13 protein-coding genes are annotated in these 13,896 nt (G+C 66.8%); 4 read left to right on the top strand and 9 right to left on the bottom strand.

The genetic code is table 11. The features are described from left to right. Window positions 1–63: 63 nt before the first annotated feature. The gene (locus A4249_RS02590) at window positions 64–1,494 is read left to right on the top strand and encodes a helix-turn-helix domain-containing protein (RefSeq protein WP_066550772.1); all 1,431 of its coding nucleotides are present in this window, start codon (window positions 64–66) and stop codon (window positions 1,492–1,494) included. A gap of 3 nt (window positions 1,495–1,497) precedes the next feature. Here A4249_RS02590 and A4249_RS02585 read toward each other — a convergent pair whose 3' ends face one another. The 6 genes from A4249_RS02585 to petA form a co-directional block, all read right to left on the bottom strand. Further along, window positions 1,498–3,138 (bottom strand): M28 family peptidase, encoded by a 1,641-nt coding sequence (locus tag A4249_RS02585; protein WP_066550769.1) that lies wholly within the window; start codon window positions 3,136–3,138, stop codon window positions 1,498–1,500. Window positions 3,139–3,210: 72 nt separating this feature from the next. Next, complete coding sequence (locus tag A4249_RS02580) at window positions 3,211–4,878, bottom strand: M28 family metallopeptidase (RefSeq protein WP_066550767.1); 1,668 nt, start codon at window positions 4,876–4,878, stop codon at window positions 3,211–3,213. 80 nt (window positions 4,879–4,958) lie between these two features. Further along, entirely contained in the window at window positions 4,959–5,303 is a 345-nt protein-coding gene (locus A4249_RS02575) for a hypothetical protein (protein WP_156494617.1), read from the bottom strand. A gap of 188 nt (window positions 5,304–5,491) precedes the next feature. Further along, entirely contained in the window at window positions 5,492–6,367 is an 876-nt protein-coding gene (locus A4249_RS02570) for a cytochrome c1 (protein ID WP_231868758.1), read from the bottom strand. A 5-nt stretch (window positions 6,368–6,372) separates the two neighbouring features. Next, window positions 6,373–7,677: a cytochrome b gene (locus A4249_RS02565; protein WP_039245598.1), complete on the bottom strand. Its 1,305-nt coding sequence runs from the start codon at window positions 7,675–7,677 to the stop codon at window positions 6,373–6,375. A 16-nt stretch (window positions 7,678–7,693) separates the two neighbouring features. Then, window positions 7,694–8,251: a ubiquinol-cytochrome c reductase iron-sulfur subunit gene (gene petA / locus A4249_RS02560; RefSeq protein WP_045810115.1), complete on the bottom strand. Its 558-nt coding sequence runs from the start codon at window positions 8,249–8,251 to the stop codon at window positions 7,694–7,696. A 194-nt stretch (window positions 8,252–8,445) separates the two neighbouring features. Between petA and A4249_RS02555 the strand changes: the two genes are divergently transcribed. Further along, entirely contained in the window at window positions 8,446–8,895 is a 450-nt protein-coding gene (locus A4249_RS02555) for a tRNA (cytidine(34)-2'-O)-methyltransferase (protein ID WP_066550753.1), read from the top strand. Here A4249_RS02555 and A4249_RS02550 read toward each other — a convergent pair. Further along, window positions 8,892–10,151 (bottom strand): dipeptidase, encoded by a 1,260-nt coding sequence (locus tag A4249_RS02550; protein ID WP_066550750.1) that lies wholly within the window; start codon window positions 10,149–10,151, stop codon window positions 8,892–8,894. The genes A4249_RS02555 and A4249_RS02550 overlap by 4 nt on opposite strands. A gap of 103 nt (window positions 10,152–10,254) precedes the next feature. Between A4249_RS02550 and hemF the strand changes: the two genes are divergently transcribed. After that, window positions 10,255–11,136, top strand: coding sequence for an oxygen-dependent coproporphyrinogen oxidase (gene hemF, locus A4249_RS02545; RefSeq protein ID WP_066554691.1), 882 nt, complete (start codon window positions 10,255–10,257; stop codon window positions 11,134–11,136). On the opposite strand, the gene A4249_RS02540 is transcribed toward hemF, so the two are convergent. Continuing rightward, window positions 11,133–12,008, bottom strand: coding sequence for a LysR family transcriptional regulator (locus tag A4249_RS02540; RefSeq protein WP_066550748.1), 876 nt, complete (start codon window positions 12,006–12,008; stop codon window positions 11,133–11,135). The genes hemF and A4249_RS02540 overlap by 4 nt on opposite strands. A 79-nt stretch (window positions 12,009–12,087) precedes the next feature. Between A4249_RS02540 and A4249_RS02535 the strand changes: the two genes are divergently transcribed. Then, window positions 12,088–13,146 (top strand): YeiH family protein, encoded by a 1,059-nt coding sequence (locus tag A4249_RS02535; protein WP_066550746.1) that lies wholly within the window; start codon window positions 12,088–12,090, stop codon window positions 13,144–13,146. Here A4249_RS02535 and A4249_RS02530 read toward each other — a convergent pair. Next, window positions 13,143–13,874 (bottom strand): glutamine amidotransferase-related protein, encoded by a 732-nt coding sequence (locus A4249_RS02530; protein ID WP_066550743.1) that lies wholly within the window; start codon window positions 13,872–13,874, stop codon window positions 13,143–13,145. The genes A4249_RS02535 and A4249_RS02530 overlap by 4 nt on opposite strands. Window positions 13,875–13,896: the final 22 nt, after the last annotated feature.

Raw genomic sequence — 13,896 nt, 5'->3', positions numbered from 1 at the left:
AATGAAGTCATCTTGTCATACTATGACTTTGCTTATTCAGTCATGTTGTGACATTATCCGACGATGAACGCCGCCGCTGATCGCAAGCTGTTTCTGGGCGCCCGGCTCAAGCGGCTACGACGTGACTTGGGCCTGACCCAGACGGCGATGGCCGCCGATCTGGACGTTTCTCCAAGCTATCTCAATCACATAGAGCGCAACCAGCGCCCGGTCTCAGCCCAGCTGTTGCTGCGACTGGCCGACACCTATGACGTCGATCTGCGCGCCCTGAACCAGGGCGGCGCGGCGGACGAGGCGCGTCTCACGGAAATCCTGACCGACCCGTTGTTCAAGGGTCTGTCCGCGCCCCGGCATGAACTGGTGCAACTCTTGGAAGAGGCGCCTGGCGTCGCCGACGCACTGCTGCGCCTTTATCAGGCTTTCGACGACGGCCGCACGCGCGCACGCGCCGCCGCCGAGACGGGCGAAAGCCCGATCGAGACCAGTCCCGCCGAATGGGTGCGCGAATACATCCAGTCGCGCGGCAACCATTTCCCCGAACTGGACCAGATGGGCGAGGCCCTGTCCGACGCCCTGTCCGCCGAGGCGCCCGCCCACGCCGACGGCTTCGAACCCGCCGCGCGCCATCGGCTGGCGGCCAGGCACGATCTGGGCGTTCGCACCCTGCCGGCCGAGGTCATGGTGGATTGGACCCGCCGCTACGACCTGCACCGCCGCCGTCTGCTGCTGTCGGAAACCCTGGGGCCGTCCTCGCGTGCCTTTGCCATCGCCTATCAACTGGCCCTGGCCGAGCAAGGGCCGGCGCTCAACGCGCTGGCAGAGGCCTCGAACGCCCCGGACGCGCCCACTCGATCGCTGCTGAAGGTCGCCCTGACCAACACGCTCGCCGCCGCGACCCTGATGCCCTACGCCGCCTTCCAGCGGGCGGCGGAAGAGACGCGCTATGACCTGGCTCGGCTCCAGGCCCGGTTCGGCGTCAGCTACGAACAGGCCGCGCACCGCCTGACCACCCTGTCGCGCCCCACCGCGCGCGGCGTGCCCTTCTTCCTGATGCGGGTCGATCAGGCGGGCAACATCTCCAAACGCTATGCGGCCGGCGCCTTTCCCTTCTCGCGTTTCGGCGGCGCCTGCCCGCGCTGGCGGCTGCATTCGGCCTTCCGCACGCCCGGCCGCATCGTCACCCAGATCATCGAGACTCCAGATGGCGGCCGCTGGTTCACCTTCGCCCGCACGGTCGAGCGGCAAGGCCACGACGGCTATGGCGAGCACCACGACCTCGCCGTCGGCTTGGGCTGCGAACTGCGTCATGCGCATCGTCTGGCCTACGCCCACGGCATGGACCTGCAGAACCCCGAGGTCACGCCCATCGGCCCGGCCTGCCGCCTGTGCCACCGCCACCCGTGCGCCGAACGCGCCGCCGCCCCCATCGACCGCCCGCTGGCGGTCGATGACTGGTCCAAGTCCGTCAGCCCCTATCCGTTCGGCGCGGCCTGAGGCCTAGCGCCTCTGATCGGCCGTGCGGTCGCGGATGGCGTTGAACTCGGCCGTCGGCTTCCACGCAGGCCAGCTCTCCCTGTCGGCCACCGTCAGCCCCAGCCGATACAGCAGGTCCAGGTTCTGCAAGGCGGCCGTGAAATCATAGTCGGCCCGCCATTCGTCGGTCAGCTTGTGATAGTATTTGGCCATCGCGCCCTCGTAATAGGGCTTGCCCGCCTCGATCCCGCCCTCGACGAAATCACGGCCCGTCCACGGCATCAGGGCCGGCACCCCGCCGGCCGCGAAGTTGAAGTGGTCGGAGCGGTAGTAGAAGCCTTCCTCCGGATAGCCGTCGCCCGTCACCACCCGCCCCTGTACGGCGGCGAACCGGCCCAGGATATCCTCCAGCTCCGACTTGCCGACCCCGAACACCGCCACGTCACGCGTTGCGGGCGTAAAAGGCAGCATGTCAATGTTGATGTCCGCCGCCGTCATGGCAAGCGGATAGACCGGATCGGCGGCATAGGCTTCCGACCCCAGCAGCCCCTGCTCCTCGGCCGTGACGTGCAAGAAGACCACGGTGCGCTTCGGCGCCGGTCCAGCCTTGAACGCCCGCGCCATCTCGATCAGACCGGCCGTCCCCGACGCATTGTCCCAAGCGCCGTTGAAGATGTCGTCGCCCTCGGCGTTCGGCGTCCGGGCCTTGCCGACGTGATCCCAGTGGGCGGAATAGAAGACGTATTCGTCAGGCCGCTCGGTGCCGGGAATCTTGGCCAGCAGGTTGTTGGAGTGGATGACTTCGGTCGTCTCGGCGATATCGACGCTGAGACGCGCGCCCAGATCCAGAACGCCCCCCAAGGCGGTCGTTTTCGCCCGCTCGACGGCAGCTTCCAGGGGCGTGCCGCCGATCGCCGTCGCCGTGGCCATGTTGATGGATCCGCTAAAACGCGGGTCCTGCGCGCCCTTGACCGTCATCTGCGGCCGGGTCGCGCCTCCCACGGCGCGACGCCAGCGGTTGTCCTGATCCTGAAGCGTAATGACGCCCACGGCTCCGCGCTTCAACGCCTCCTGGGTCTTGTGCGTGGTCGAGCCGTAGAAGTTGGGGTCCTCGCCCATCACCGTCGGCTGGCCGCGCAGAATGACCACGACCTTGCCGGTCAGGTCCGCATTGCCATAGTCGTCCCAGGTCGGGCCCGAAATGCCGTAACCGGCGAAGACCAGCGGCGCCTCGGCCGTCACGACCGGTTCCGCCGACCCGGCGCGCAGGGTGATGTCCGTCCCCGAAACCAGCGGATGCGCCATGCCGTCCGCCCCTGTCCAGGACGCCGTCGGCGCCCGCTCCGGCGTGAATCGCACCAGATCGACGGGCTGCAGCCACGATCCGTCGCGCCCGCCCGGCTCCAGCCCCATCGCCTCGTATTGCGCCTGCAGATAGGCCAGGGTCAGCTGTTCGCCGATCAGGCCGGGAAACCGTCCCTCCAACTCGTCCGACGCCAGATATTTGATGTGGTCCGACAGGCGCTGGGCGCTGAACTGAGGCGTCGCGGCCGAGGCGACGGCGAAGGCGTCCAGCTTGGGCGCCGGCGATGCGACCGGCGTCGTCGCGCAGGCGGTGAGCGCAAGCGCCGCAAGGGCGACCAGGGGTGAACGGCGATGGATCATTGAACTGACTCGACAGGCGAAATGGCAAATGGGTGGAGATTCCTCCCCGCCCCATCTTGATGTGTGAAAAGACTAGCGGCGTTCGGACGCGGTCGTGGCGCGCACCGGCGCGAACTCTGAGCCCGACTTCCACTGCGGCCAGTCGCGACCGTTCGCCAGGGCGCGACCGACATCGTAGAAGACGGTCAGGTCCTCGATCATGCCGCTGTAGTCCCAGTCGGGCGACCATTCGTCCGCCGCCTGGTGATAGCGTTTGGCGCCGTATTCCGACCGCGCCGCCTCGCGCGCGGCGATCGGCTCGTCGCGGAATTCGCCCCGGCTGCCGGCATAGGCCATCGGCACGCCGCGCTTGGCCAGCGGGAAGTGGTCCGAACGGTAATAGGTGCCGGCCGCATTCTCGTAGTCCGGGACCAGTGCTCGCCCTTGCGGCTGGGCCGCCGCCGCCAGACGCTCGTCGAAGTCCGACTGGCCATATCCGGTGACGCCCAGCCCCGTGACGCGGCCATAGACGTTCATGGAGTCCATGTTGAACCCGCCCACCGTCTTGGCCAGCGGATAGACCGGGTTCACCGCATAGTATTCCGAGCCCAGCAGGCCGCTTTCCTCGCCGGTGAAGCTGATCATCACGATCGAGCGCTCGGTGCGCGGCGCGCGACCGAACATGCGCGCCAGTTCCAGCAGCCCCGCCGTGCCCGAGGCATTGTCCACCGCCCCGTTGAAGATGCGATCGCCGGTCGCATCCGGCTCGCCCATGCCGATGTGATCCCAGTGGGCGGTATAGAGGATCGTCTCGTCCGGATGAGTCGCGCCCGGCAGGCGGGCGATGACGTTGTGGCTGGTGACCTGATTGGTGGCCACGTCGAACTCGGTCGAGAAGGATGCGCCGGGCAAGGCGACCGGCTGGAAGTCACGGCTGCGCGCCTGGACCTTCAGCGCGTCGAAATCCAGACCCGCGCGACGGAACAGGTCGACCGCCACGTCACGCTGGATCCAGCCCTCCATCGGCACGCGCTCCGCCGCCGCATTTTGGCGCAGGATGTCGAACTGCGACACGCCCCAGGAGTTGGCGACCGTCTGCCAGCCGTAAGACGCCGGCGCCGTCTCGTGCACGATCAGCACGCCCGCCGCGCCCTGTTTGGCCGCCTCTTCGTATTTGTAGGTCCAGCGGCCGTAATAGGTCATGGCCTTACCGCCGAAGGTGTTCAGCGCCGGCTCCTCAAAGTCGGCGTCATTGACCAGCACCACCAGGATCTTGCCTCGCAGGTCCTGGCCCTTGAAGTCGTTCCACTGCCGCTCGGGCGCATTGATGCCATAGCCGACGAAGACCAGCGGGGCGTCCTTCAGGCTGACGTGTTCAGCCGGGCGGCGGGTCGAGATGGCGACCTCGCGCCCTTGGGTCATCGGCAGGGTCCAGTCGCCCAGCTTCAGCGAAGCGCGCACATTGGACTGGGTGAAGCGGTTAAGGATCACGTCCTGCGTCCATTGACCGTTCGGCCCGCCCGGCTCGAACCCGGCGGCGGCGTAGCCTTCGCTCAGATAGCGGATGACCTTTTCCTCGGCCGGGGTGGCGATGCCCCTGCCCTCGAAACTGTCGTCCGATAACGTCTTGATGTCCTGCGAGATGCGCGCCGCATCGAACGTCGGGACGGTATGAACCGCAGCGGGATTGGACGCCGTGGCGCAGGCGGACAAGGCGGCGCTCGCCAACAAAAGAGCGGCGAAAGAAGAGACAAGACGCATGAACTGAAGGCCCCACAGCCAGAAACGATGCGCGACCCTAGGGGGCGATCATCCAGCTGTCGACACAAACGAGCCTTCCGTTAGCGTGCCACGGGGCTCTCGCGAGCGTCGCAGGTTTTTATCACGGCCTCGCGAATGTCGGCATAACCACCACTGACGGCCAGATTCCTCGCAGCTTCGCAATCGCCGCTGGCGATCAAACGGTCGAGTTTGTCAGCCAGCTCGAAGCGCTGGTTGATGACCACCTGCCGCCAACGCTGGATTTGATCACGCCGCTCGTTTTCGACAATCAGGCGACGGTCGTTGTCTTCAAAACGCGCAAGGCCGCCGACCGCGTAGATGACCTGAGAGTTCGAGGGACTTGGTGTGGTGTTCGGCTGCGCGGCGGAAACTGTCATCGCAAAGCCGAGAACAGTTGTAAGCATTGTCACCTCCCGAAGTTCGTCAGCGATTTAGACACAGGTTGCAAACACGCGCTACCTCAAGGCGATGAAAATCAACTTCAGACAGTGCACACAACGGCTTCGGGCCGTACCAAACATGATCCGCAAACGAAAAAGCCCGCCGAGGCGAACCTCGGCGGGCCTACGATTTCGATCCGGCGGCGATGCCCTTAGTGGGCGACGCCCTTCCAGATGCGACGGTAGGCGACATAGGTGATGCCGGCGAACAGCAGCAGATAGATCATCACGCTCAGACCGGCCTGCTTGCGCTCGACCATCTTCGGCTCGGACGTCCAGGCGATGAAGGCCGCGACGTCCTTGGCGTATTGATCGACCGTCTGAGGCGAGCCGTCGTCATAGGTCACCTGACTGTTCTGAAGCGGCGGCGGCATGGCGATGAAGCCGCCGGGCGGAACGTCCTTGTGGTCGCCCGTCCAGAACGGCGTCAGGTCGCCGGCCATATAGGGGTTGTAGTGCTGGCCGTCGCGGATCTGCAGGCCGGCCGGCGCGGCCTTGTAGCCCGACAGCAGCGAATAGATGTAGTTCGCGCCGTCGTGACGGGCCTTGGCCATGACCGAAAGGTCGGGCGGCGCGGCGCCGCCATTGCCCGCCGCCGCCGCCGTGGCGTTAGGATAGGGGGCGCGGAACTTGTCGGCGGGCGTGGCGTCACGCTGGATCGCCTCGCCGGTCTCGCTGTCGATGTCGCCGACCTGGTTTTCCTTGGCCAGAGCCTTCACGACGGGGTTGTCGTTCGGGTTCGGATACTTCGGATTCCAGAACGGCCCATGACGGTCGCCCAGGTTCCGATAGTGCATCAGGTTCATGCTGTGACAGGCGGCGCAGACCTCGTGATAGACCTTGTAGCCGCGTTGCAGCTGGCCCTGGTCATAGGTGCCGAACGGCCCTTCGAAGCTGAATCCGCCCGAGCGCGGATGGGCCGCAGCGCCCGCCGCCATGGCGGGAGCGGCCGCGCTCAACAGACCCAGCGCAATCGCGGCCGAGGCGATGATCGTCTTGAACGACACGGTCTTCATTCCAATCGTCATGATTTTCAGACCTTGTGCTCGACGGCGCCGGCGCCGGTCAGGACCGGCTCGGAGATCGTCGCCGGGATCGGCAGCGGCTGCTCCTTCAACCCGACCAACGGCATGATGATCAGGAAGAAGACGAAGTAGTAGAGGGTGAAGACCCGCGTCAGCCACAAGTAGGAGTTCAGGTCGCCGTCGATCAGGGTGAAGGTCTTGAACGACCCGATCACCGGCGCGTCAGGCAGCTGACCACCGCACCAGCCCAGGCCCACGCCCACCACCAGGAAGATGATGAAGAAGGTCCGCATCGTCGGGCGATAGCGCATCGAGCGCACCTTCGACGTATCCAGCCAAGGCAGGACGAACAGCACGCCGATGGCGCTGAACATCGCCACCACGCCGCCGAACTTGTCCGGAATGGCGCGCAGGATCGCGTAGAAGGGCAGCATGTACCACTCGGGCACGATGTGCGCCGGCGTCTGCAGCGGGTTAGCCGGGATGTAGTTGTCGGCGTGGCCCAGCGCGTTCGGCTGATAGAAGACGAAGATGGCGAACAGGATCAGGAACAGGATGATCGCAAAGCCGTCCTTGACAGTGAAATACGGGTGGAAGGGCAGCGTGTCCTTCTTCTCCCGATCCTTCGGGATCAGGATGCCGACCGGGTTGTTCTGACCGGCCGAGTGCAGCGCCCAAAGGTGCAGCACGACGCAGCCCAAGATCGCGAACGGCAGCAGATAGTGCAGCGAGAAGAAGCGGTTCAGCGTCGCATTGTCGATCGCCGGCCCACCGCGCAGCCAGATCAGGATCGGCTCGCCCAGCACCGGGATGGCGCCGATCAGGTTGGTGATGACTTCAGCGCCCCAGAACGACATCTGGCCCCACGGCAGGACGTAGCCCAGGAAGGCGGTGGCGATCATCAGGAAGAAGATCACGCAGCCGATGATCCAGATCATCTCGCGCGGCGCCTTGTACGAGCCGTAGTAGAGGCCGCGCAGCATGTGCAGATAGACGGCGATGAAGAACATCGACGCGCCGTTGGCGTGGACATAACGGATCAGCCAGCCGCCGTTCACGTCGCGCATGATGCGCTCGACCGAGGCGAAGGCCAGATCGACGTTCGGCGTATAGTGCATGGCCAGGACGATGCCGGTGACGATCTGCGTCATCAGGCACAGGGCCAGGATGCCGCCGAAGGTCCACCAGTAGTTCAGGTTCCGCGGCGTCGGCAGGGACATGTAGTCCGCGCCGAAACGGATGATCGGCAGCCGGGTGTCCAGCCACTTCTCGACGCCCGTCTTCGGGACGTAGGTGCTCTCGTGATCGCTCATGATTCCCCCTTGGTCCTCAGCCGATCTTGACGCGGGTGTCGGACAGATAATCGTATTCCGGCACCACCAGGTTCAGAGGCGCCGGCCCCTTACGAATGCGGCCGGAAGCGTCGTAGTGCGAGCCGTGGCAGGGGCAGAACCAGCCGCCGTAATCGCCCGCGCCAAAGGTCGGCACGCAACCCAGGTGCGTACACGAACCGATGACGACCAGATATTTCTCGTGACCCGGCTTGGTGCGCTCGGCGTCGGTCTGGGGCTGTTTCAGGTCCGGAGCGTGATCGTCCGCGATGACCTTCTGCAGCTCGGCCGGGGTGCGGTAACGCACGAACACCGGCTTGCCCTGCCATTTGATGACGACCTGCTGGCCTTCCTGAACCTTGGTCAGGTCGAACTCGATCGACGCCAGCGCCAGCGTATCGGCCGCCGGATTCATCTGGTTGATCAGCGGCCAGGCGATCATGGCGCCCGCGCCGACCGCTGCGGCGCCCGCCGCAATGTAGATAAAGTCCCGACGATTGGGATCACCGCCCTCAGGGCTGTGACCGTCTTCCGTATGCACGACCGATTCGGCCACGTTTCCACCTCTCGAACGCCGCAGAAGACCCCCAAGGGCGTCCCCAGCCACGGCACGAACCAACAAAAGACGCCGGGAATCCCCGACGGCCCGTGACTTGCGCCGCGTTGGACGCAAGCTGCTGACGTTTCTTGCGAAACGCTCGCAAACAGACCGCGACAAACCCCCTCGCCGCGCGTATGTCAGGCCTTAGAATGCGTCTCGCCCTTTTTCAACCGGACATTCCTCAGAACGTCGGAGCCTGCATCCGATTGTCGGCCTGTTTCGGCGTCGATCTGCATGTGATCGAGCCGACGGGCTTCCGTTTCGACGACCGCGCCATGAAGCGCGCGGCCCTCGACTACGGCCCGCTGTCCCACATGACCCGCCACGCCGACTGGGAGGCCTTCCAGGCGGATCGTCCGGCCGGGCGGCTGGTGCTGCTTACGACCAAGGGCGCGACTCCCCTGCCCGATTTCGTCTTCCAGCCCGACGATACCCTGCTGTTCGGCAAGGAAAGCGCCGGCGCCCCCGACTATGTCCACGCCGCCGCCAACGCGCGTGTCGTCGTGCCGCTGAGGCCCGACGCCCGCTCGCTGAACCTGTCGGTCACCGCCGGAATCGCCCTGTGGGAAGGCCTGCGCCAGACGGGCGGGGTCGGTTAGTTCTGAGCCGACGCGGGCTCCAGCCGCGCCATCGAAGGCCGTTCGCCGGACTTTGACGCCGCGACGGCCTCGACCTCCCGCATGACCCGAAGCAGGTTCTCGCCGGCGATCTTGCGGATGTCGGCCTCGCTCCAGCCCGCCGCCATCAGGGCCGCCAGGATGCGTGGATAGGCGTCCACCCCGCCCATGCCTTCCGGCAGGCTGCCGATACCGTCGAAGTCAGCGCCCAGGCCGACGTGGTCGATGCCTGCGACCTCTCGCACATGCTGGATATGCGCCACCACGTCGGCCAGCGTCGCTTGGGGCGTCGGATTGGCGGCGGTCCAGGCGGTCAGCCCGGCCTCCACCGCGCCGGGATCGCCGGGGTTCAGGGTCTTCAGCCGCGCCTCCTCGCCCGCCTTGGCCCCGTTCCAGGCCCGCACCGCCTCGGACACGAAACCGGGCGCCAGGTTGATCATCACGATGCCGCCGTCCTGCGGCATCATTCGCAGCACCCGATCCGGCACGTTGCGCGGATGATCCGTGACCGCCCGCGCCGACGAATGAGAGAAGATCACCGGCGCATCGGACACGCGCATGGCGTCCAGCATCGTCTCCTCGGAGACGTGGCTGAGGTCGACCATCATGCCCAGCCGATTCATCTCTTTGACCACCGCCTCGCCGGACGGGCTGAGCCCGCCCCATTTCGGCGCGTCCGTCGCGCTGTCGGCCCAGGTCGTGGTCTTGGAGTGGGTCAGGGTCATGTAGCGCGCGCCGGCTCGGTAGAACTCCCGCAACAGGGCCAGGGAATCGTCGATCGAATAGCCGCCCTCCATCCCGATCAGGCTGGCGATCCGGCCCGATTTGAACACCGCATCCACCTCGTCCGCCGTGGTCGCCAGGCCGAAGGTATCGGGATGGGCGGCGATGATGCGTTTGGCCGTGTCGATCTGCTCGAAGGTTTCCTCGACCGCCTCCAGCGGCGTCAGGCTGGCAGGCACATAGACGGACCAGAACTGCCCTCCGACGCCCCCGGCCCGCAGGCGCGCGATATCGGTATGCAGTTTGGTCGACGCCGCCAGATTCCTCGTCAGATCAACGGCGTAAACGTCATTCCCATACTGCTGTCGCAGCGCCCAAGGCAGGTCGTTGTGCCCGTCGATCAGCGGCGTGGTCTTCAAAATCTCCATCACCCGCGCCTCCTCGGCGTCCTGGGCCTGAACCGCCCCTCCCAGCGCGAGCGAGGCGACGGCGACGGAAAGGAGACGGCGGATCATGGGCGGGCTTCCTGAAAACGGCAGACAGCCATTAGCGCCCGCGATTCTGCTTATGACAACCTGTCCGGATGACGCCGCTGCCGCGACGTGGTTCAAGCGCGCCATGAGCGACGCCGTCTTCACCGATCCGCTCGACCTGAAGAAGGTCGAGACCCGCGCATGGTTCGAACATCTGCGCGACCGCATCCATGCCGCCTTCGAGGCGCTGGAGGATGCAGCCCCCGCCGACCTGTTCCCCGGCGAACCCGGTCGCTTCGTGCGCACCGGATGGGAGCGGCCCGAGGGCGGCGGGGGCGTCATGGGCATGATGCACGGCCGGCTGTTCGAAAAGGTCGGCGTCCACGTCTCGACGGTGCATGGCGCCTTTCCCGCTGACTACGCCAAGAACGTGCCCGGCGCCGACGTCGATCCGCGCTTCTTCGCGACGGGGATCAGCCTGATCTGCCACCCCGTCAGCCCGCGCATTCCGGCCGTCCACATGAACACCCGCTTCATCGCCACGACCAAGAGCTGGTTCGGCGGCGGCGGCGACCTGACGCCCGTGCTGATGGCGGATCGTCGTCAGGATCACCCTGACACCGTGGCCTTCCACGCCGCCATGCAGGCCGCCTGCGACGCCCACGACCCGACCTGGCACGCCAAATACAAGGCATGGTGTGACGAGTATTTCTACCTGCCCCACCGCAAGGAGCCGCGCGGCACCGGCGGCGTCTTCTACGACCATCACGACAGCGGCGACTATGACCGAGACTTCGCCTTCACCCGCGACATCGGCCTGGCCTTCCTGGACGTCTATCCCCGCATCGTCGCCGCTCGCATGGCCGAGCCCTGGACGGTCGAGGAGCGCGAGGAACAGCTGATCCGCCGGGGCCGCTACGTCGAGTTCAACCTGCTCTACGACCGCGGCACCATGTTCGGGCTGAAGACCGGCGGGAACGTCGATTCGATCCTGTCGTCCATGCCGCCGGTGGTGAAGTGGCCCTAGCCCATCGCCTCGACGAACACGTCGCCGGCCCGGCTGCGATACCGTTCGCGGTGTCGTAACAGGCGGAACGGCCGCTCCGGCAGGGTGAAGGGCGCCGTCACCAGCCGCCCGGCGGCCACCGACGCATAGGCCACGCTTTCCGACAGGGCCGTGGCCCCCGCCCCCGCCTCGGCCGCCGCCAGCACGGCCTCGTTCGACGGCAGGGTCATCGACACCGACAGGGTCGCGGGATCGACCCCGATGTCCCGCACCGCCGCCTCCAGCGTCGATCGCGTGCCAGAGCCGACTTCGCGCAACACCCAGGGCTGGTCCGACAAATCCTTCGCGTCCAGCCGACGTCGCGTCGCCCACGGATGATCCGGCGTGACTAGTACGGCCAGCCGATCCGACCCCACCTGAACCTGCGACAGGGCCGACTCCTCCACCGCCCCCTCGACCAGGCCGATCTCGGCGGCGCCGCTCAGCACCGCCTGCGCCGCCTCGCGCGTGTTGCCGATCTCGACCGCCAGTTCGACGCCAGGATAGGCCGTGTGGAAATCCACCAGCCGGCGCGGCAGCCAGTAGCTGGCGATGGTCTGGCTGGCGAACACCGCCAGCCGCCCGCGCCGCAGGGCGCTCATGTCCGCCAGCGCCGCCTCGGCCGCCGCAGCCCGCGCCAGCACCGCCTTGGCCTCGGGCAGGAAGGCGCGGCCGGTCTCGTTCAGCACCACGCCCCGCCCGACCCGATCGAACAGCCGCACGTCATGCTCGGCTTCCAGAGCTGCCAGAGCATTCGACACCGCCGACTGCGTCAGGTTCAGCGCCCTTGCCGCCGCCGTCACATGGTCACGCTCGGCGACGGCGACGAAGATACGCAGGCGTTCCAAGGTCACGATTGATCTCCAAATCGGATTAAAACGACCATAACTATCCGTTGGACCGCCGTCGAGGGCAGGCGCATCACGCTTGACGATGAAGTCCGCCGCCCTGCCCGCCCCCGTCCACGCGCCCACGCTGGCGTCGGCGACAGCGTTCGGGCGCACGATCCGGCCCGGCGTCATGCTGTGCCTGTTGGTCACTCTGGCCGCCATCGGCCTGACCAGTATCGAGCGCGACGTCATCGGCCATGTCTGGCTGGAGCCGCTGGTGCTGGCCATCCTGCTGGGCGCCGCCGTCCGCACCGCCTGGACGCCCGATGCGCGGTTCAAGGCCGGGATCGACTTCTCGGCCAAGATGCTGCTGGAGGTGGCGGTGGTGCTGCTCGGCGCCTCGGTCAGCGCCGCCACCCTGTCGTCGCTGGGCGTCGGCTTCGTCCTGGGCATCTTCGCCCTGGTCGCGCTCGCCATCGTCGTCAGTTTTGGCGTCGGTCGCGCCTTGGGCCTGAACGCGCGCATGGCTCTGCTGGTCGCCTGCGGCAACGCCATCTGCGGCAACTCGGCCATCGCCGCCGTCGCCCCCGTCATCGACGCCGACGGGAAAGAGGTCGCCGCCTCCATCGCCTTCACCGCCGTGCTCGGCGTTATCGTGGTTCTTGCCCTGCCCCTGCTGGGCGGCCTGATCCATCTGAACGGCCTGCAATACGGCGCCTTGGCCGGTCTGACCGTTTATGCGGTGCCGCAGGTTCTAGCCGCCGCCGCGCCCTTCGGCGCCGTCGCCACTCAAACCGGCACGGTGGTCAAGCTGGTGCGGGTGCTGATGCTCGGTCCCGTCATCCTCGCCCTGTCGCTGATCTTCCGCGACCGCGCGCCCGGCGCCGCAAAGCCCGGCCTGTCGCGCCTGCTCCCGTGGTTCATCATAGGCTTCCTGATCATGATCGGCCTGCGCTCGTTTGATCTGATCCCGCAGGCCGCGCTCGCGCCAATGGCCGCCGCCTCGGGCCTGCTGACCGTCGTCGCCATGGCCGCCCTGGGTCTGCAGACCGACATCCGCGCCGTCGCCCGCGCCGGCGGACGGGTCGTCGCCGCCGTCGTCCTGTCGCTGGGCGCCCTTGTGGTGCTGGCGCTGGCGCTGATCCGGCTGCTGGGGCTCTAAATCCCGCTACCGTGATCCTCGACCGGCGGCGGCGTCAGCAGCAGGAAGGCGCGGATCCAGGCCGTCAGCACTGCCCGGTGGTTGGGCCGCTTCAGACTGTCGATCGCCTGATCCGCCACATCATGCGGGATGCGCGCCCCGCGCCGTCCCTCGATCAGCGCCGCCGCATAGTCCGGCTGAAACTCCGGGTGACACTGGAACGAGATCGCATCGTCACCCCAGGCCAGACCGGCGTAGGGCGTAAAGCCGCTGGAGGCGATCACTCGCGCATCGTCCGAAACCGCGACGACCTGGTCCTGGTGCGACACGGGAATGGCGATCGTCCGCGCACGCGGATGCATCCACGGCGCATCCTCACGCACGTCATAGCGGTGCAGCCCCACGCCCCAGCCCTTGTGCGACTTCTCCACCACGCCGCCGAACGCATGGGCCAGCGCCTGATGCCCGAAACAGATGCCGACCAGCCGCGTCCGCCCCCGCGCCGCCCTCAGCCAGTCGATCAGCTGCGGGATCCACGGCAGGTCGTCATAGACCCCCGCCGCCGACCCCGTGACAATGGCCCCCTGAAAGACCGACGGATCCTCAGGCAGTTGCCCCGACTGCACGTCGAACCGCGTCGTCGGCACGCCCTCGCCCAGCAGGGCCCGGAACCGCGCCGGATAGTCGTCGAAATCGTCCTTCAGATGCTCCGGCGGGTGTCCGGTTTCCAGAATGGCGATGCGCGTCATGCGACCAACCTAGTGACTGCGG

The organism is Brevundimonas sp. GW460-12-10-14-LB2, from assembly GCF_001636925.1.
Classification (GTDB): Bacteria; Pseudomonadota; Alphaproteobacteria; order Caulobacterales; family Caulobacteraceae; genus Brevundimonas; species Brevundimonas vesicularis.
This window is presented reverse-complemented; position numbering and strand designations above follow the sequence as displayed.

Excerpts from the sequence above, each read along its gene's own strand:
- A4249_RS02590 (WP_066550772.1), top strand. The coding sequence starts at position 64 with ATGAACGCCGCCGCTGATCGCAAGCTGTTTCTGGGCGCCCGGCTCAAG.
- A4249_RS02585 (WP_066550769.1), bottom strand. The coding sequence starts at position 3,138 with ATGATCCATCGCCGTTCACCCCTGGTCGCCCTTGCGGCGCTTGCGCTC.
- A4249_RS02580 (WP_066550767.1), bottom strand. The coding sequence starts at position 4,878 with ATGCGTCTTGTCTCTTCTTTCGCCGCTCTTTTGTTGGCGAGCGCCGCC.
- A4249_RS02575 (WP_156494617.1), bottom strand. The coding sequence starts at position 5,303 with ATGCTTACAACTGTTCTCGGCTTTGCGATGACAGTTTCCGCCGCGCAG.
- A4249_RS02570 (WP_231868758.1), bottom strand. The coding sequence starts at position 6,367 with ATGACGATTGGAATGAAGACCGTGTCGTTCAAGACGATCATCGCCTCG.
- A4249_RS02565 (WP_039245598.1), bottom strand. The coding sequence starts at position 7,677 with ATGAGCGATCACGAGAGCACCTACGTCCCGAAGACGGGCGTCGAGAAG.
- A4249_RS02555 (WP_066550753.1), top strand. The coding sequence starts at position 8,446 with ATGCGTCTCGCCCTTTTTCAACCGGACATTCCTCAGAACGTCGGAGCC.
- A4249_RS02550 (WP_066550750.1), bottom strand. The coding sequence starts at position 10,151 with ATGATCCGCCGTCTCCTTTCCGTCGCCGTCGCCTCGCTCGCGCTGGGA.
- hemF (WP_066554691.1), top strand. The coding sequence starts at position 10,255 with ATGAGCGACGCCGTCTTCACCGATCCGCTCGACCTGAAGAAGGTCGAG.
- A4249_RS02535 (WP_066550746.1), top strand. The coding sequence starts at position 12,088 with ATGAAGTCCGCCGCCCTGCCCGCCCCCGTCCACGCGCCCACGCTGGCG.
- A4249_RS02530 (WP_066550743.1), bottom strand. The coding sequence starts at position 13,874 with ATGACGCGCATCGCCATTCTGGAAACCGGACACCCGCCGGAGCATCTG.